Raw genomic sequence first — 17,826 nt, forward strand, 5'->3', positions numbered from 1 at the left:
ATTCATGACTAAAATATAATTATATAAGGAAATGATTATGTGGATGTTACATGTGAAAAATAAAGAACAATAGGTAGAAACACATGAAACGATTAGTCATTTTAGGAGGTGGAGAAAGTGGAATCGGTACAGCGCTTTTAGGAAAAGCAAAAGGATTTGAAGTTTTTGTTTCTGATAATGGGAACATAAAGCAAAATTACAAGGACGTTCTTATACATAATGAGATTGAATGGGAAGACGAAAAACATACAGAATCAAAAATTCTGAATGCCGATTTGGTGATGAAAAGTCCAGGAATACCAGATTATGTAACACTAGTTAAGAAATTAATAGAAAAAGGTATTTCGGTTATTTCAGAAATTGAATTTGCATCAAAGTATACTAATGCAACACTTATAGGAATAACAGGAAGCAATGGTAAAACAACTACAGCAAGTTTAACACATCATTTACTTAAACAAGATTTAGATGTTGGATTGGCAGGTAATATCGGAGACAGTTTTGCAAAACAAATGCTAGATCATAACCACCAAAACTATGTATTGGAGATTAGCAGTTTTCAATTAGATGGTATTAAAAATTTTCAACCACATATTGCTGTTTTAACCAATATTACACCAGATCATTTAGATCGCTACGATTACAACTTTGACAATTATATAGCTTCAAAATTCAGAATCGTAGAGAATCAAACAAAGGATGATTATTTCATCTATGATGCCGATGATCCTGTTATAGAAAATAGGATGAATACGCATCCTATTCAATCAAAAAAACTACCATTTTCATTAACTAAACGTATTGAGAATGGAGCTTATATAAATAAAGAAACAATAATAATAACAATTGATAATAATCAAATAACTATGCCAATAAAAAAACTCGCACTAGACGGAAAACACAATATAAAGAATGCCATGGCGGCATCTACCGTTGCGCATTTGCTTAAAATTAGAAAGCAAACCATCCGGGAAAGTTTAGAAAACTTTCAAGGAGTAGAACATCGATTAGAAAATGTACTTCGTATTAATAAAGTGCAATACATAAACGATTCAAAAGCTACTAATGTTAACGCAACTTATTTTGCTTTAGAAAGCATGGATGCACCTACTGTTTGGATTGTAGGAGGTGAAGATAAAGGCAATGATTATAAAGAATTATTTCCTTTTGTAAATGAAAAAGTAAAAGCGATTATTTGTCTGGGTGTTAATAATGAAAAATTAATGAATGCTTTTGGTAATATGGTTGATGTTATTATTGAAACTCAGTTTATGAGCGAAGCAGTTAAAGTAGCATATAAGGTAGCTTCGGCAGGTGACAATGTGTTGTTGTCGCCAGCATGTGCAAGTTTTGATTTGTTTGAGAATTATGAAGATAGAGGACGTCAATTTAAAGATGCAGTACGCAATTTATAATACATATAGTTAAGTAAGTGCAAACATTGTTTCAACAAATAAAAGGGGATCGGTTAATATGGGCAATAGCAGCGTTATTGGCTATTTTTTCATTTTTACCTGTGTATTCTGCAGCTAGTAATTTGGCATATACTGGCGGTTCAGGTAATACATTCACTTATTTTGTAAAACACTTTATGCATTTATTTCTTGGCTTCTCAATTATGTATGGAGTACATAAAGTACCCTATAAATATTTTAGAGGTTTATCAATGGTAATGTTACCAATTGTATTTGTATTGCTTATACTAACAGCACTTCAGGGGAATACAATTGGTGGTGCAAATGCTAACCGTTGGATTAGAATTCCGTTGGTTAATATGTCTTTTCAAACTTCGACTCTAGCTTCAGTAGTTATAATGGTTTATGTAGCGAGGTATTTATCAAAGATTAAAGATAAACAGGTTAGTTTTAAAGAAACCATATTACCACTTTGGATTCCAGTATTTATTGTATTAGGTCTTATTCTTCCGTCAAATTTTTCAACAACAGCTATTATCTTTTCAATGGTAATGATGTTAGCTTTTATAGGAGGTTACCCAGTGAGGTATTTAGGTTTAATAATTCTTATGGGTATTGTCGGTTTGGTGTTTTTCGTTTTAATCGCTAAATCTACTACAGGAGCATTAAACGTTAAAGTAACGACTTGGGAAAATAGAATTTTAAATTTCTCTAATGGTGAGGATTCAGAAGAAGATTACCAAATAGAGTTAGCAAAAATTGCAATAGCTTCAGGAGGAGTCAATGGTTTAGGGCCAGGAAAGAGTATGCAGAAAAATGCATTACCACAATCTTCCTCGGATTTTATTTTTGCAATTATAGTAGAAGAGTATGGGCTTATTGGCGGTTTGTTTTTGCTGATTATGTATTCTTGGTTGCTATTTAGATTGGTCATTGTATCTCAAAAATCAGATACTATTTTCGGAAAATTATTAGTGTTAGGAGTAGGTTTGCCAATTGTTTTTCAAGCTTTAATTAATATGGCAGTTGCGGTAGAGCTGTTTCCTGTTACAGGGCAAACATTGCCTTTAATTAGTAGCGGAGGAACCTCTATTTGGATGACATGTCTTGCTATAGGAATTATTTTAAGTGTCAGCGCTAAGCGCGAAGAAATAAAAGGAAGAGAATTTGAGGAAGATAGTCCTCTAGAAATTTTATCTGAAGCCCAATAATGAGTAACTATAAAATTATATTATCAGGTGGTGGAACAGGAGGTCATATTTATCCAGCTATTGCTATAGCCAATGAGATTAAATTACGCTATCCGGGTTCAGATTTTCTTTTTGTTGGCGCTAATGATCGTATGGAAATGGACAAAGTTCCTGAAGCAGGTTATAAAATAGAAGGACTTTGGATTTCAGGATTTCAAAGGAAATTGACGTTAAAAAACATGATGTTTCCGTTTAAGCTTATTATGAGTTTAATGCGCTCTCAAAAGATTATTAAAACCTTTAAGCCTAATGTGGTGATAGGTACAGGTGGTTTTGCTAGTGGTCCATTGTTACAAGTGGCAAATTCAAAAAAAGTGCCAACACTTATACAAGAACAGAACTCTTACCCTGGTATTACTAATAAATTATTGAGTAAAAAAGCAGATACTATTTGTGTAGCGTATGAAGGTTTAGAGCGTTTCTTCCCAAAAGAGAAAATTGTTTTAACGGGTAACCCAATTCGTAAAGATCTATTAGAAACAGAGAATAAACATATTGAAGCTAAAGATACATTTGGACTTATACATAGTAAGCATACACTTTTAGTTTTAGGCGGTAGTTTAGGAGCAAGACGCATTAATATGCTAATAGAAGAAAAACTTGATTTTTTTAAAGCAAATAATGTGCAGCTTATATGGCAATGTGGAAAACTTTATTACGATCAATACAAGCAGTACAATGCTCTAGAAAATGTTCAAGTACATGCATTTTTAAACACTATGGACATGGCGTATGCATCTGCAGATTTTATAATATCTAGAGCAGGTGCAAGTTCAGTTTCTGAGTTATGTGTTGTTGGTAAACCTGTGTTTTTTATACCATCACCAAATGTAGCTGAAGATCATCAAACTAAAAATGCTCAAGCGATAGTAGATAAAGGTGCAGCGGTACTTATAAAAGAAAAAGATTTAGATACAGTATTTGATGCCACTTTTTTAGAAGTATTAGAATCTGAAGAAAAACAAAGCACACTGCGTAAAAACATAAAGAAATTAGCATTAATTAATGCAACAAAAGATATCGTAGACGAAGTTGAAAAACTTTTAAAAATAAATGACTGACACAAAAAATAATATTTACTTTATAGGTATCGGTGGTATCGGTATGAGTGCATTAGCGCGTTATTTTGTGGCTAAAGGAAATACAATAGCAGGTTATGATAAAACACCTTCAGGTATTACAAATGTATTAGAAGACTTAGGGATTGCGATCTGTTATGAAGATACTATAGATACTATTCCTGAGTTGTATAAAAATGTTGAAACGACTACAGTTGTTTATACACCAGCAATTCCCGAATCACACATACAGTTAAATTATTTTAAAACCCACAATTTTAAAATACAAAAACGATCAGAAATTCTTGGAGATATTACACAAGATACTTTTTGTTTTGCCATTGCTGGTACGCACGGAAAAACAACAACAACAAGTATATTAGGGCATCTTCTTAATAAATGTAATGTAGATATGACAGCATTTTTAGGAGGAATTAGTGAGAATTACAATTCTAATTTAATTATCAATGGCACTGAAGTTTCCGTTGTTGAAGCTGACGAATTTGATCGCTCATTTTTAACCTTATCTCCAGATTTTGCTTGCATTACATCTATGGATGCAGATCATTTAGATATCTATGGAGATGCTTCAGAATTAATTAAAACTTTTGAAGAATTTTCAAAAAAAATAAAACCTAACGGGAAACTATTTGTTAAAAATGGTTTGCCAATACAGGGAATAACTTACGGTATAGAAGACGATTCAGACTATACTGCTAAAAATATTAGAATAGAAAATGGTACTTATATTTTCGATGTAAAAACACCAAAAACTATTCTTAAAAACTTTCAATTTAACCTGCCTGGTAGACATAATTTGTCGAATGCATTAATAGCCTTGGCGATGTCTGTAGAATATGGTCTCCCTCAGCCGCAGCTCGCCAACGCTTTAGCATCTTATAAAGGTGTTAAACGACGATTTACTTACCAAATTAAAACAGATGAATTGATTTTTATTGATGACTATGCGCATCATCCAGAGGAAATTAATGCAGTGCATCAAGCTGTAAGAGAAATGTATCCTAATGATAAAGTCTTGGCTATTTTTCAGCCACATTTATTTACAAGAACGAAAGATTTTGTTGAAGGATTTGCTGAAGCACTTTCGCAATTCGATGAAGTTATGCTATTAGACATCTACCCAGCTAGAGAACTACCGATTGAAGGAGTGAATTCTCAGTGGTTATTAGATAAAATTTCTAATGAAAATAAACAATTAGTAAGTAAAACGGAATTAATAACTAAATTAAAAGAAATCGATACTAAAATTATAATCACTATAGGTGCCGGAGACATAGGAGAAGAAGCTAAAAAAATCAAAAAAGCGTTAAGTATTGCAAGTTAATTACGGATATATAAAAGTAGTTGTTTTACTAATGTTAGTCGTGTTTTTGTATGCGTTTACAAATACAAAAAACAAGCGAAGACTTATAGGCGACCCTAATGTAAAATTTATGGGGACAGACAATTTATTTATAACACATGAGAATGTTAGTAAATTGTTAATACAAAATCAAGAAGGTCTTAAAAATAAGAACAAAGATATTATAGATTTGAGTTTATTAGAATCTGCCCTGAATTCTAATGCAATGGTGAAGAAGGCTGAAGTCTACATGTCAATAGATGGTACGCTTTCAGCAGAAATTGAACAAAAAAAACCTATAGCAAGAGTACATACTAATGCATCGTATTATATTGATGATGAAGGTTCGTTTATGCCTTTGTCAACAAATTATTCGGCAAGAGTGCCTCTGGTAACTGGTACAGTTTATAAAAATAAATTAGAAACTGTATTTAAAATGGCTAAGACTATTAATGAAGATGACTTTTTAAAAAAACATGTTATAGAAATTCATCAAAATGATGATAGAAGTATAGAATTGAAATTGAGAAAGTATGATTTTAATGTTCAATTAGGACATTTAAATCAGCTTAAAAAAAAGATAAACAACTTTAAAGCTTTTTATCAAAAGGCCATAAAAGATAAAACGATTAACACGTATAGCAGTGTAAACTTAAGGTTTGATAACCAAGTGATATGCACCAAAAAGTAAATTATGGAAAAGCATAATATTTCGGTAGGATTAGATATAGGAACCACAAAGATTGTGGCTATGATCGGTCGTAAAAACGAATACGGAAAACTAGAGATTTTAGGTGTTGGTAAATCTAAAAGCCTTGGTGTACATCGTGGAGTAGTTAACAATATTACACAAACCATTCAATCTATACAGCAAGCTGTACAAGAAGCAGAAACAGAAGCTTCAGAAAAAATTGAAGATGTTACTGTAGGTATTGCAGGTCAACATATAAGAAGTTTACAGCATAGTGATTATATCACTAGAGAAAACTCTGAATTAGTTATTGATGAAAACGATATAGACCGCTTAATCAACCAGGTCCATAAATTAGTTATGTTGCCAGGTGAAGAGATTATTCATGTACTTCCGCAAGAATTTAAAGTCGATGGGCAAGCAGAAATAAAGGAACCGATTGGTATGTATGGCGGTCGGCTTGAAGCCAATTTTCATGTTGTAGTTGGTCAAGTGTCTTCAATTAGAAATATTGGGCGTTGTGTCAAAAGCTCAGGTTTAGATCTAGAAGGAATTACGTTAGAGCCTTTAGCATCTGCAAATGCAGTATTAAGCCAAGAAGAGAAAGAAGCTGGTGTAGCATTGATAGATATTGGTGGTGGAACCACAGATTTAGCCGTATTTAAAGATGGTATTATTCGTCATACAGCTGTGATTCCTTTTGGAGGAAATGTAATTACGGAAGATATTAAAGAAGGCTGTTCTATTATTGAAAAGCAGGCTGAGTTATTAAAAATGAAATTTGGTTCAGCTTGGCCAGGAGAAAATAAAGATAACGAGATTGTATCCATACCAGGATTAAGAGGTAGAGATCCTAAAGAGATTACACTTAAAAACCTGTCTAAAATTATTCATGCACGTGTTGTAGAAATTATAGAACAAGTCTATGTAGAGATCAAAAACTACGGACATGAAGAACAAAAGAAAAAATTAATTGCGGGTATTGTTTTAACAGGTGGAGGCAGTCAACTAAAACACTTAAAGCAATTAGTAGAATACATAACAGGTATGGATACCAGAATAGGTTATCCAAATGAGCATTTAGCTGGAGGAAGTGATGAAGATATAGCGAGTCCATTATTTGCTACGGCTGTAGGTTTAGTAATGGATGGGTTAAAACGACAAGATAGAAAATCAGCTGAAGCAGAAGAATTGGAAGAAGAGATTAAAACTGTAGAAACTGAAAATGCAGAGACAGAAACTATCGTTAATCCTCCTCAAAAAGAGAGACGTTCCTTTTTAGATAAGTTAACGGAACGAGTTAAAGATTTTTTAGATAACGCAGAATAAATAATAATTAATTAACCAAAAATATAACCCCATAATAAAGTTAATATGAGCAACAACAACGAATTTGGGAACATTTCTTTCGACTTGCCAAAAAACCAATCCAATGTTATTAAAGTTATTGGTGTTGGAGGTGGAGGAAGTAATGCCATTAATCATATGTTTCAACAAGGCATTAAAGGTGTTGACTTTGTCATTTGTAATACAGATGCACAAGCACTTCAAAATAGCGGAGTACCTAATAAAATTCAATTAGGAGTTCACTTAACAGAAGGGCTTGGTGCTGGTGCAAATCCAGAAGTAGGCGAACAATCTGCCGTAGAAAGTCTAGAAGACATTCGTCGTATGCTAGATACCAATACCAAAATGATTTTTATCACTGCTGGTATGGGTGGAGGTACAGGAACTGGTGCCGCTCCAATTATTGCTAAAATGGCAAGAGAGTTAGATATACTTACTGTTGGAATTGTGACTATGCCTTTTCAGTTCGAAGGAAAAATGCGTAATGAACAAGCGCAAAAAGGAGTGGAGAATTTGCGTCAACATGTAGATTCGTTAGTCGTAATCAATAATAATAAACTTAGAGAAGTTTATGGTAATCTAGGTTTTAAAGCAGGTTTTTCTAAAGCCGATGAAGTGTTGTCAACAGCATCCCGTGGTATAGCAGAAGTAATTACGCATCATTATACACAAAATATTGATTTACGTGATGCAAAAACAGTATTAAGTAATAGTGGTACTGCAATTATGGGTTCTGCGACATCATCAGGGCAAGCTAGAGCACAAGATGCTATTATGAAAGCCTTAGATTCACCATTATTAAATGATAATAAAATTACTGGTGCCAAAAACGTATTGTTGCTTATCGTTTCTGGTTCTCAAGAAATTACTATTGATGAAATAGGTGAAATTAATGATCATATACAAACTGAAGCAGGTTTTGGAGCCAATATAATTATGGGTGTTGGTGAGGATGAATCGTTGCAAGAATCCATTTCTGTAACAATTATAGCCACTGGTTTTGATATTGATCAACAAAACGAAATTTCTAATACTGAAGCCAAGAAAGTAGTTCATGCCTTAGAAGAAGATAATACTGAAGAGATTAGTGTACAAGAACGCGATCCGGCAATTATAACACCAGATATTGTTTTAGAAAACGAAGAGGAAGCACCAATCATTCATACATTATTAGAAGATGATTTTGAAGAAGAACAATTGCCAGAAAATGAGCTTATAAAAACTACGGAAGCTATTAAAAACATCAATATTGTTTATGACGAAGTTTTAGATGTAAATACGGTTGAAGAAGATGATTTTGTAATTACTCCAATTGAAAATAAAGAGGTTGAAACTAAACCAGAAGAAGTAGAAGAAGAGCAAATTACATTAACATTTAATTTACCTTTATCTGACATAGATAATGATAAAATAGAAGAACCAGAAACCAACGATGAAAAAATGCTGTTTCATTTAGATGAAGAGGTTAAAGAAATGGATGTTACAGATCCTGTAGAATTAATTTCAGTTACAGAAGTTAACGAAGAAGGTGAGAAGCGTTATGCTTTAGAAGAATTTACAACAGCAGATTCTTCAATTAATACAAATACAGAAACAGAAGTTAAAGAAGAGATTGTTTTTGAAAAGAAAGTTCTGCCAGCTGAAGAAACAGAGGAAGTTCTTGAAGAAGAAATAGATCCAATTAACAGTCCAATTTCTGAAATCTTAAAAGCTAGAGCAGACGAGCGTCGTAAGAAAATGAAAGACTTTAATTATAAATTTAATAATGCTAAGATTGATGAGATTGAAAAGGAGCCAGCATATAAACGGCAGGGTGTAAATCTAGAAGATAGTCAACATTCTTCTGAGATAAATACGTCTCGTACATCTGTTGGTACTGATGATAATGATGATATTCAATTAAGAAGTAACAATTCTTTTTTACACGATAATGTTGATTAATGATTAGTTAATCTTAAGTGCTTTAGCACAACAATTAAAACCCGAAAATCCCTCTAACTTTCGGGTTTTTTAATACCCTATTTTTTGTTTACTATCCAAACATCAAATCAAATTCTTTAGTATCTTCGCAGTTCAATAAATGAAAGTAATATGAGTTTACAAGTAGATATTATGACTGCTATGAAAGCAGCAATGAAAGATAAAGATCAAACAGCATTAGCAGCATTGAGAGCTGTAAAATCTGAGATTTTATTAGCGCAGACGGCTTCTGGTACTAAAGAAGATTTATCTAAAGATGATGAAATTAAAATTTTATCTAAGCTTGTGAAACAACGTAAAGATAGTGCTACTATTTTTTTAGATCAAAATAGAACAGATTTAGCAGAACCAGAATTGGCACAAGCTAAAATAATCAGTCAGTTTTTACCAGAACAATTAGATGAAGTTGCGATAACAGAAGTCGTTGTTAAAACGATAGCAGATCTTGGCGCATCAGGTATGAAGGATATGGGGAAAGTTATGGGAATTGTAAACAAACAATTAGCTGGTAAAGCAGATGGAAAAACAATTTCTACTATTGTAAAAACACAATTAATGCTGTAATTATACTTAAGAAATGTTACCTTGAGCGCAGTCGAAAGGTCTTTCATTTCATTAGGCCTCGTAGTTCAACTGGATACCTGCCTGCCGCAGGCAGGGAATATCAGATATATAAATGTATTATGTTTATGTAATAAAAAGTAAAGTAGATGATCGCCTATATAAAGGTATGACTAAAAGGTTAGGAGAACGTATAAAAGAACATAATTCAGGTAAAACAAAATCAACTAAAGGTTACATGCCTTGGGAATTAGTATATAAAGAAATATTAAATACAAGAAAAGAAGCTAGACAGCGTGAAAAATTTTTAAAATCAGGTAAAGGAAGAGATTTTTTAAAACAAATATTGGCCTCGTAGTTCAACTGGATAGAATATCAGATTTCGGCTCTGAGGGTTGGGGGTTCGAATCCCTTCGAGGTCACTACTATATTAAAAAGTTGTACATACAAATTTATTTTAATTTGTATGTACAGCTTTTTTGATTTAGAAAACAATATTATAGAGATAATGATTTTTTACTTTTAAATTAATTCTCTATACATTATTACTCATTTATTCATTGCACTTTATCGTTATGATATGTATTGATTTGTAATTTAACCTATATTCTGGCGTTTCATTTATTTAAAATAGTCTAGGGTTTTAGTTTTTATATATTTATCTTATGATAGTAGCCATATGTCTTGAAGCAGAAATGAATCCAAAATTGCGATTAGCATTTTTAATGATCTTTTTTGTTGGTATGGCTATAATAATACTAAGTCGTTTTTATGTGTATTTTGAGCAGGTTTATGCTTCAAAAAAGAAAAGACCATTCTTTTTGAATTTCTTTATTTTTAGAAATAAGTTAAAGGATGAACAAGAGTGTGTTTTAGAAAATCAGTTTACATTTTATCAACGTTTAACAGATAAGGAGAAAGCTGTTTTTAAGCATCGTGTAGCAAGATTTATAAAAGAAAAAGAATTTATTGGTCGGCAAGATTTAATCGTTACAGATGAAATTAAGACTCTTATTTCTGCTACAGCAGTTATGCTAACTTTTGGTTTTAAAAACTATTTATTAAACATTATAAATACAGTAATTATTTACCCTGAATCTTTTTATTCAAAAATTAATGATGCCAATCATAAAGGGGAAATAAACCCTAGGTTAGGATTAATTGCTTTATCATGGAAAGATTTTAAACGCGGTTTTGATATTAGTAACGACAATCTTAATCTTGGAGTTCATGAGTTTGGGCATGCACTGCATTTAAATAGTTTTAAAAACGACGATATAAGTGCTATGATTTTTAGTGAAGGTTTTAGTGACTTAAAGACCTATCTCAGAGAAAATGAGTCTATAAGGCAAAAGCTAATTAAATCACATTATTTTAGAGCATATGCATTTACTAATGAGTTTGAATTTGCGTCTGTACTTATTGAATGTTTTATAGAAACGCCCAAAATATTCAAATCACAGTTCCCTAAATTATATCTGTTAACCAAACAGATGTTAAATTTTAATTTTGCGGGATATTAATCTATAAAATAATGATTGCAAAATTTGAAAGGAAACTAAATCGTATTTAAATCTCAATTATCGGGTAAAAGTGTAAATTTGAATTTATTATAATTATAATTTAATGTATACGATTACTATTGTTGCTGGAGCAAGACCAAATTTTATTAAAATTGCGCCAATCATTAACGCCATTAAAAAATCTAATAACAATATTACTTATAGATTAGTGCATACAGGTCAACATTATGATAAAAACATGTCAGGCAGTTTTTTTGAACAACTAAATATTTCTGAACCAGATATAAATTTAGGATGTTCAGGAGGTACACAAGCTGGGCAAACAGCAAGTCTTATGTTAGCTTTTGAAAAAGATCTTATAGAAAATCCTACGAATTTAGTTTTAGTTGTTGGTGATGTAACTTCAACTATGGCTTGTGCTATAGTGACTAAAAAACAAAACACTAAACTAGCACATTTAGATGTGTTATATACTGACCAATGGAAAAAAGGACAAAATATACCTTTATGGGATGGAAAAGCAACCGAACGAATAGTTAATGTAATTATAGAAAAACTTGAGGTTAAGAGTTAGCCAGGTATTTCAAATTTTTTATTGTTTCAGGTTGATTATCACTTTTAAATACATGGCTTCCGGCAACAAAAACATTGGCTCCCGCATCTGCTAATTGCTTTATGTTTTTATCCGTAACTCCTCCATCAATTTCTATTAAAGTATCTAATCCTTGCTCATCTATCATTTTGCGAAGCTTTTTTACTCTTTTATATGTAATGTCTTCAAATTTTTGTCCACCAAACCCAGGATTAATGGACATTAATAAAATCATATAACATTCTGGTAAAATATCTTCAAGTACAGAAACAGGAGTCGTTAAATTTAAAACTATACCAGCTTTACAGCCTACATCTTTTATTTGTCTAAGTGTTCGATGTAAATGTACTGTAGATTCATGATGAACAGTAATGATATCTGCTCCAACTTTTGCAAATTCCTCGATATAACGTTCAGGTTTTTCTATCATTAAATGCACATCTAATGGTTTTGTTGCATGCTTTTTAATAGCTTGTATTACAGGCATTCCGTATGAGATATTTGGAACGAAGTGACCATCCATAACATCGATATGAAACCAATCGGCATCACTATTATTAACCATTTCAGTATCACGTTGAAGGTTGCCAAAATCGGCAGCTAGCATTGAAGGTGCAATTAAGTTTGAAGCCATTATAGAGTGTTGTGTTTTGTTTGTGCAAATGTAAATAAAAAAGAGGTTTGATGTTCTTTTTTAGATGTAGTAAAGTAATATAAAAAGTGAACCCACGGTAATCAGCCGTGGGTTCTTTCATCAATCAAAAAACGAACAGTTATGTTTTGTAACTGTTGTTACCTTTATTAGGTCGTAAATATGCTCAAACCTTACGTTAAAGAGTTTGGTGACTGAGCATAATTAAGGTTAACCTAAATATGTTTTTAATATTTTACTTCGAGAGGTATGTTTCAACCTACGAATTGCTTTTTCTTTAATTTGTCTAACACGCTCACGAGTTAAGTCGAAAGTCTCGCCTATTTCTTCTAATGTCATAGGATGTTGATTTCCTAATCCAAAGTAAAGACGAATCACATCTGCTTCACGAGGTGTTAATGTTTCTAGAGCACGTTCAATTTCAGTACGTAAAGATTCATGTAATAAATCTCTATCTGGATTTGGTGATTCTCCACTTCGTAATACATCATATAAATTAGAATCTTCTCCTTCTACTAAAGGGGCATCCATTGAAACATGACGGCCAGAATTCTTCATAGATTCTTTTACGTCATTGATAGTCATATCCAATTCTTTTGCAATTTCTTCTGCAGAAGGTGGACGCTCATGACTTTGCTCTAAAAATGCAAATGTTTTATTTATTTTATTAATAGAACCAATCTTGTTTAGTGGTAAACGTACTATACGAGATTGTTCTGCTAATGCTTGTAAAATAGATTGTCTAATCCACCATACCGCATAAGATATAAATTTAAAACCACGAGTTTCATCAAAACGTTGCGCCGCTTTAATTAACCCCAAATTACCTTCATTAATTAAATCTGGTAGTGTTAAACCTTGATTTTGGTATTGCTTAGCCACAGATACAACAAAACGTAAATTTGCTTTTGTTAACTTCTCTAAAGCAATCTGGTCTCCAGCTTTAATTCGCTGTGCCAATTCAACCTCTTCGTCTGCTGTGATAAGATCTACCTTACCAATTTCTTGTAAATATTTATCTAATGAAGCAGTTTCTCTGTTGGTTACCTGCTTGGTTATTTTGAGTTGTCTCATGTATTTCCGATTTGTGCAAATTTATTTAACAACACTAATGTTGCTGTATAGTTATACGTAGCATTGCACAAAATGTTACAATAAATATAAAATATTTTTTGGTTTCATAAAACTATTCAAAGTCTAACTGTGCTTTAGCTTCGATTAAGTGTATTAAAGCGTCTATTTTTGACTGTATTTTATTAAAAAACATATTCCGTTCTTTTTCGCCAGATGTGTTTAACAATTTTGAGTTTTGTAATTGTTTTTCTAAAAATGTTTGAGCTTCATTACAAGTATATTTATCATCTGTTTTGTAGTAAGATAATAATGTAAATGGGACATACAATAACTGTGAGTTTGGAGTGCTAACTAATACATTATTGTTCATTAAATGTAGCTCATTATAATACAATTTAAAGACTCTACTATTTTCAATAAGTTTATTAGATATGTTACTGATTAGATCATTTAGTAATTGACATAAACTTAAAGCAGTTTCTGTTTTAAGCTGCCCAGCTTGATGATAATAATGAATCTGTTTTAATGTGCTGTTTACTGATGTAATGTCCCATATTTCGCTAACATTTAAATTATTATAAAGCTCGCCTAAGCGTTTGCCCATTTCTATTAGAGTAGTACTTGGTGCATAATCTTCGAAACTTTTTGAAGCTAATTTAGGGTTTAATAGTTTTAACCATACATAATATTTAAAACAACTTAATTGATCCCCATTAAGGTTATAAAATATTGGAATGTCTTTAGCAGAATATAAAATATGACATCCTTTTTGCTTTAATAGAGGTAAAAGCGAATTGTAAGAATCTTCAAAATATAACTGAAGTTGATCTTCAGTTTCTATATGTTTTGTCTTTTCAATGGTAACTAACTCAGTGTCCGAGATTGCAAATAAACGGTCTAAAGATATATTAAAGTACTTAGCAATAATAATTGTTTCTTCTATTGAAAACTTACTTTTTAAACTTACACGTCGATGTGCAGCATCATAACTAATATCTAAAGCAGTAGCTATAGCTTCAATTGTAGATGCATTAGTTGCTAATTCTTGCTTTATTGCCTTAAGAAATTCGGTTTGATACATGGTCAAACATAATTATTATTTGTGATTATCGCAAATAATAATTTAAATACTCTTATAATTCAAAATATAATATGTGATTATAACAATATTTTTGAATTGAATTTAAAACATAATTAATTATGAAATCATTTTTCACAGTTTGCCTTATACTATTTACATGCTCAATTTCCTTTAGTCAAAAGTCAATTATTGACAAAGATTCACTGAAGATTAAGAATATAGTAGGTTTCTCTCCATCTAAAACTAATTCAATTAATGGGTTAACAATAAAATATTGGTATGATTTAGATTATTCAGTTAAAACCAATGGGTTAGAGTTAGATGTCAACCCTTTAAATATATTCTTTCCGTTTCTAGCTGCTGTACATTTTTCTGAAATATTAAAAGAAGGACCGCCTTCAGATGATATTAATAATATAAACACAGTAACGTTTGATAAGATTAATGGAATTCGTTTAGGTTTAGCATCTTTAGAGCCAGCAACTGTTAATGGACTAGAAGTTAATATGAGTGGTAGTTTTGAAACATTGCTTAATGGTGTTTCAGTGACTCCTTTAGTTAACAAGCATTACAAAGTTAATGGTATTGGTGTTGGAATTTTAGGCAATGCAGATACACAAGTTAGCGGAATGCAAATTGGTCTTTTTAATACGTGTAGAAAGCTAAGAGGCATTCAGTTAGGACTTTGGAATAAAAACGCTAAACGGTCTTTACCATTTATTAACTGGCAATTTAAAGATTAAATAATAAAAAAACCGTTTCATAATTATGAAACGGTTTTTTAATTTCCACAAAAGAATTAATCTTCTTTCTTATCTTCTCTAGGTTTACGATTATCGCGTCCGCGATTATCTCTACCTCTATTATCACGTCCACGGTTATTATCTCTTGGTGGTCTCGCAACATAACCTTCTGGTTTAGGTAAAATTGCTTTACGAGATACTTTTTCCTTACGTGTTCTAGAATCTACACCAAAGTATTTTACATCAAATACATCTCCCATGTTAACGACATCAGACACATTTTCTGTACGTTCCCAAGCCAATTCAGATACATGTAATAACACTTCGTTTCCTGGTGCATCTATGTATTCTACAACAGCACCAAAATCTAACATTTTAATCACTTTTACTTCGTAAACGCTACCAACTTCTGGCTTAAATAATAAAGAATCTATTTTTGCCATTACAGCATCAATACCTGTACTACCAACACCAAGAACTTCTACAATACCTTCTTCAGTAACAGGATCTTCATTAATTACAATAGTAGTCTCAGTTTCTTTTTGTAATTCTTGAATCACTTTTCCACCAGGACCAATTAATGCTCCAATAAATTCATTAGGAATTCGTCTTGTAATCATTGTTGGAGCGTGCTCCTTAACTTCTGCATTTGGTTGCGCAATTGTATCTGTTAACTTCTCTAAGATATGTAAACGACCATCACGAGCTTGTTGTAGTGCATTCACTAAAATCTCGTATGATAATCCTTTTACTTTAATATCCATTTGACAAGCCGTAATACCGTCTGCAGTACCAGTTACTTTAAAATCCATATCACCTAAGTGATCTTCATCACCTAAGATATCAGATAATACAGCATACTTTCCTGAATCAGCATCTGAGATTAATCCCATTGCAATACCAGAAACTGGCTTTGTCATTTGTACACCAGCATCCATCATTGCCATTGTACCTGCACAAACTGTTGCCATAGAAGACGAACCGTTAGATTCTAATACTTCAGACACAACCCTTACAGTGTAAGGACAATCGTCAGGTACCATACCTTTTAAAGCACGTTGTGCTAAATTACCATGTCCTACTTCTCTACGAGATGTTCCACGGATTGGTCTTGCTTCACCTGTACAAAATGGTGGGAAATTATAGTGTAAATAGAAACGTTCTTCACCTTCGTAAGAAGGCATATCTATTTGGTTTGCATCTCTAGATGTTCCTAAAGTTACAGTAGCTAAGGCTTGAGTTTCACCACGTGTAAATACTGAAGATCCATGAGTTGAAGGCAAGTAATCTACTTCACACCAAATTGGTCTTATATCTGTAGTCTTACGGCCATCTAAACGTAAACCTTCATCTAAAGTTAAATTTCTAATTGCTGCTTTTTCAGCTTTAGCATAATATTTAGATACTAATCCGCCGTAATCTTCTAATTCCTCTTCAGAGAAAGTTGCTTTAATTTCTTCTTTTATTTCAGAAAAAGCCATACCACGTTCTTTCTTAGAAGAACCTGCTTTTGCTACAGCATACACTTTGTCGTATGCCATATCATAAATTTTCTTTGCTAAATCGTCATCAGATCTTTCTGGATCGTACTCACGTACTTCTTTTTTACCAACAGCTTCAGCTAAACGTACTTGAGCAGCACATTGTACTTTAATTGCTTCGTGAGCAAATTTAATCGCATCAGCCATTTCTTCTTCAGAAATTTCATCCATTTCACCTTCAACCATCATTACAGAATCAGCTGAAGCACCAATCATCATATCAATATCAGATTCTTCTAATTGCTCTCTTGTTGGGTTAATTACAAATTCGCCATTTACACGCGCAACTCTAGCTTCAGAAATTGGGCATTCAAACGGGAAATCTGATAACTGTATCGCAGCAGAAGCAGCTAAACCTGCCATGGCGTCTGGCATAACATCATCATCATGAGACATTAATTGAATCATTACCTGTGTTTCAGAGTGATAATCTTTAGGGAATAATGGACGTAATACACGATCCACCAAACGCATTGTTAATACTTCACCATCACTTGGTCTTGCTTCTCTTTTAAAGAAACCACCTGGGTAACGTCCTGCGGCTGCAAATTTCTCTCTGTAATCTACAGTTAGTGGTAAAAAGTCCACATCTGCCTGTTTGTAATTGGAAACTACTGTACATAATAACATACATTTCCCTGATTGCACAACAACGCTACCATGCGCTTGTTTTGCTAATTTTCCGGTTTCGATAGAAATTTCTCTACCATCACCTAGGTCAATGACCTCTTTGTAAGTCTTTGGAATCATAATTTTTTTTAATTCACGCTTTGATATTAAAAATCAAAGTCTTGTTAAACAATGGTCGCTGTGTTGTTGTGCACTGAAATAAATTCAGCATAAATTGTAGTTGTTGTGTGACCAATGAAAAACTGTATAAGCTTCTTCAATTCGAATTTTAGACGCTTTCGATTGCGTTATATAAAATAAAAAACCACGCTATTAGGCGTGGTCT

At 32.4% G+C, this 17,826-nt stretch carries 15 protein-coding genes, 1 tRNA gene and 1 pseudogene; 13 read left to right on the forward strand and 4 right to left on the reverse strand.

Features of this window, described 5'->3' with window-relative positions; translation table 11 throughout:
• The first annotated feature begins 83 nt into the window (after positions 1-83).
• From murD to K8Z87_RS01305, 12 genes and pseudogenes are all read left to right on the forward strand, one after another.
• Entirely contained in the window at positions 84-1,415 is a 1,332-nt protein-coding gene (gene murD / locus K8Z87_RS01250) for a UDP-N-acetylmuramoyl-L-alanine--D-glutamate ligase (RefSeq protein WP_227475628.1), read from the forward strand.
• A 17-nt stretch (positions 1,416-1,432) separates the two neighbouring features.
• The gene (locus tag K8Z87_RS01255; protein WP_227475629.1) at positions 1,433-2,626 is read left to right on the forward strand and encodes an FtsW/RodA/SpoVE family cell cycle protein; all 1,194 of its coding nucleotides are present in this window, start codon (positions 1,433-1,435) and stop codon (positions 2,624-2,626) included.
• Positions 2,626-3,726: an undecaprenyldiphospho-muramoylpentapeptide beta-N-acetylglucosaminyltransferase gene (gene murG, locus K8Z87_RS01260; protein WP_227475631.1), complete on the forward strand. Its 1,101-nt coding sequence runs from the start codon at positions 2,626-2,628 to the stop codon at positions 3,724-3,726. The genes K8Z87_RS01255 and murG overlap by 1 nt, the downstream gene beginning before the upstream one ends.
• Complete coding sequence (murC, locus tag K8Z87_RS01265; RefSeq protein WP_227475633.1) at positions 3,719-5,068, forward strand: UDP-N-acetylmuramate--L-alanine ligase; 1,350 nt, start codon at positions 3,719-3,721, stop codon at positions 5,066-5,068. The genes murG and murC overlap by 8 nt, the downstream gene beginning before the upstream one ends.
• The gene (locus tag K8Z87_RS01270) at positions 5,058-5,777 is read left to right on the forward strand and encodes a cell division protein FtsQ/DivIB (RefSeq protein WP_227475635.1); all 720 of its coding nucleotides are present in this window, start codon (positions 5,058-5,060) and stop codon (positions 5,775-5,777) included. Before murC ends, K8Z87_RS01270 begins: the two co-directional genes overlap by 11 nt.
• Positions 5,778-5,780: 3 nt before the next feature.
• Entirely contained in the window at positions 5,781-7,106 is a 1,326-nt protein-coding gene (gene ftsA, locus K8Z87_RS01275; RefSeq protein WP_227475636.1) for a cell division protein FtsA, read from the forward strand.
• Positions 7,107-7,151: 45 nt separating this feature from the next.
• Positions 7,152-9,065, forward strand: a complete 1,914-nt coding sequence (gene ftsZ / locus K8Z87_RS01280) for a cell division protein FtsZ (RefSeq protein ID WP_227475638.1) — start codon at positions 7,152-7,154, stop codon at positions 9,063-9,065.
• A gap of 150 nt (positions 9,066-9,215) precedes the next feature.
• Complete coding sequence (locus K8Z87_RS01285; RefSeq protein ID WP_227475639.1) at positions 9,216-9,668, forward strand: GatB/YqeY domain-containing protein; 453 nt, start codon at positions 9,216-9,218, stop codon at positions 9,666-9,668.
• Positions 9,669-9,780: 112 nt separating this feature from the next.
• Positions 9,781-10,023 carry a GIY-YIG nuclease family protein gene (locus K8Z87_RS01290; RefSeq protein WP_227475640.1) on the forward strand — a complete coding sequence of 81 codons (243 nt, stop codon included), beginning with the start codon at positions 9,781-9,783 and terminating at the stop codon, positions 10,021-10,023.
• Positions 10,014-10,087: transfer RNA gene (locus K8Z87_RS01295), tRNA-Arg, on the forward strand. Before K8Z87_RS01290 ends, K8Z87_RS01295 begins: the two co-directional genes overlap by 10 nt.
• Positions 10,088-10,330: 243 nt before the next feature.
• Entirely contained in the window at positions 10,331-11,188 is an 858-nt protein-coding gene (locus tag K8Z87_RS01300) for a zinc-dependent peptidase (RefSeq protein ID WP_227475641.1), read from the forward strand.
• Between the two features lie 103 nt (positions 11,189-11,291).
• Positions 11,292-11,651: pseudogene (locus K8Z87_RS01305) on the forward strand (UDP-N-acetylglucosamine 2-epimerase); the annotation flags it as partial.
• A gap of 100 nt (positions 11,652-11,751) precedes the next feature.
• On the opposite strand, the gene rpe reads toward K8Z87_RS01305, so the two are convergent.
• From rpe to K8Z87_RS01320, 3 genes are all read right to left on the reverse strand, one after another.
• Complete coding sequence (gene rpe, locus K8Z87_RS01310) at positions 11,752-12,414, reverse strand: ribulose-phosphate 3-epimerase (RefSeq protein WP_227475642.1); 663 nt, start codon at positions 12,412-12,414, stop codon at positions 11,752-11,754.
• A gap of 228 nt (positions 12,415-12,642) precedes the next feature.
• Entirely contained in the window at positions 12,643-13,506 is an 864-nt protein-coding gene (locus K8Z87_RS01315) for a sigma-70 family RNA polymerase sigma factor (protein ID WP_008270568.1), read from the reverse strand.
• 112 nt (positions 13,507-13,618) lie between these two features.
• On the reverse strand, positions 13,619-14,587 hold the full coding sequence (locus K8Z87_RS01320) for a helix-turn-helix domain-containing protein (protein ID WP_227475644.1): 969 nt from the start codon (positions 14,585-14,587) through the stop codon (positions 13,619-13,621).
• Between the two features lie 119 nt (positions 14,588-14,706).
• On the opposite strand from K8Z87_RS01320, the gene K8Z87_RS01325 reads away from it, so the two are divergent.
• Complete coding sequence (locus K8Z87_RS01325; protein ID WP_227475646.1) at positions 14,707-15,330, forward strand: LA_2272 family surface repeat-containing protein; 624 nt, start codon at positions 14,707-14,709, stop codon at positions 15,328-15,330.
• Positions 15,331-15,386: 56 nt separating this feature from the next.
• Here the strand turns inward: K8Z87_RS01325 and K8Z87_RS01330 are convergent, their stop codons facing one another.
• Positions 15,387-17,621 (reverse strand): polyribonucleotide nucleotidyltransferase, encoded by a 2,235-nt coding sequence (locus K8Z87_RS01330; RefSeq protein WP_227475647.1) that lies wholly within the window; start codon positions 17,619-17,621, stop codon positions 15,387-15,389.
• Between the last annotated feature and the right edge of the window lie 205 nt (positions 17,622-17,826).

Source organism: Winogradskyella immobilis (genome assembly GCF_021887715.1).
Lineage (GTDB): Bacteria > Bacteroidota > Bacteroidia > Flavobacteriales > Flavobacteriaceae > Winogradskyella > Winogradskyella immobilis.

Coding starts and splice junctions, on each gene's coding strand:
- murD (WP_227475628.1), top strand. CDS start 84: ATGAAACGATTAGTCATTTTAGGAGGTGGAGAAAGTGGAATCGGTACA.
- murG (WP_227475631.1), top strand. CDS start 2,626: ATGAGTAACTATAAAATTATATTATCAGGTGGTGGAACAGGAGGTCAT.
- murC (WP_227475633.1), top strand. CDS start 3,719: ATGACTGACACAAAAAATAATATTTACTTTATAGGTATCGGTGGTATC.
- ftsA (WP_227475636.1), top strand. CDS start 5,781: ATGGAAAAGCATAATATTTCGGTAGGATTAGATATAGGAACCACAAAG.
- ftsZ (WP_227475638.1), top strand. CDS start 7,152: ATGAGCAACAACAACGAATTTGGGAACATTTCTTTCGACTTGCCAAAA.
- K8Z87_RS01285 (WP_227475639.1), top strand. CDS start 9,216: ATGAGTTTACAAGTAGATATTATGACTGCTATGAAAGCAGCAATGAAA.
- K8Z87_RS01290 (WP_227475640.1), top strand. CDS start 9,781: ATGTATTATGTTTATGTAATAAAAAGTAAAGTAGATGATCGCCTATAT.
- K8Z87_RS01300 (WP_227475641.1), top strand. CDS start 10,331: ATGATAGTAGCCATATGTCTTGAAGCAGAAATGAATCCAAAATTGCGA.
- rpe (WP_227475642.1), bottom strand. CDS start 12,414: ATGGCTTCAAACTTAATTGCACCTTCAATGCTAGCTGCCGATTTTGGC.
- K8Z87_RS01315 (WP_008270568.1), bottom strand. CDS start 13,506: ATGAGACAACTCAAAATAACCAAGCAGGTAACCAACAGAGAAACTGCT.
- K8Z87_RS01320 (WP_227475644.1), bottom strand. CDS start 14,587: ATGTATCAAACCGAATTTCTTAAGGCAATAAAGCAAGAATTAGCAACT.
- K8Z87_RS01325 (WP_227475646.1), top strand. CDS start 14,707: ATGAAATCATTTTTCACAGTTTGCCTTATACTATTTACATGCTCAATT.
- K8Z87_RS01330 (WP_227475647.1), bottom strand. CDS start 17,621: ATGATTCCAAAGACTTACAAAGAGGTCATTGACCTAGGTGATGGTAGA.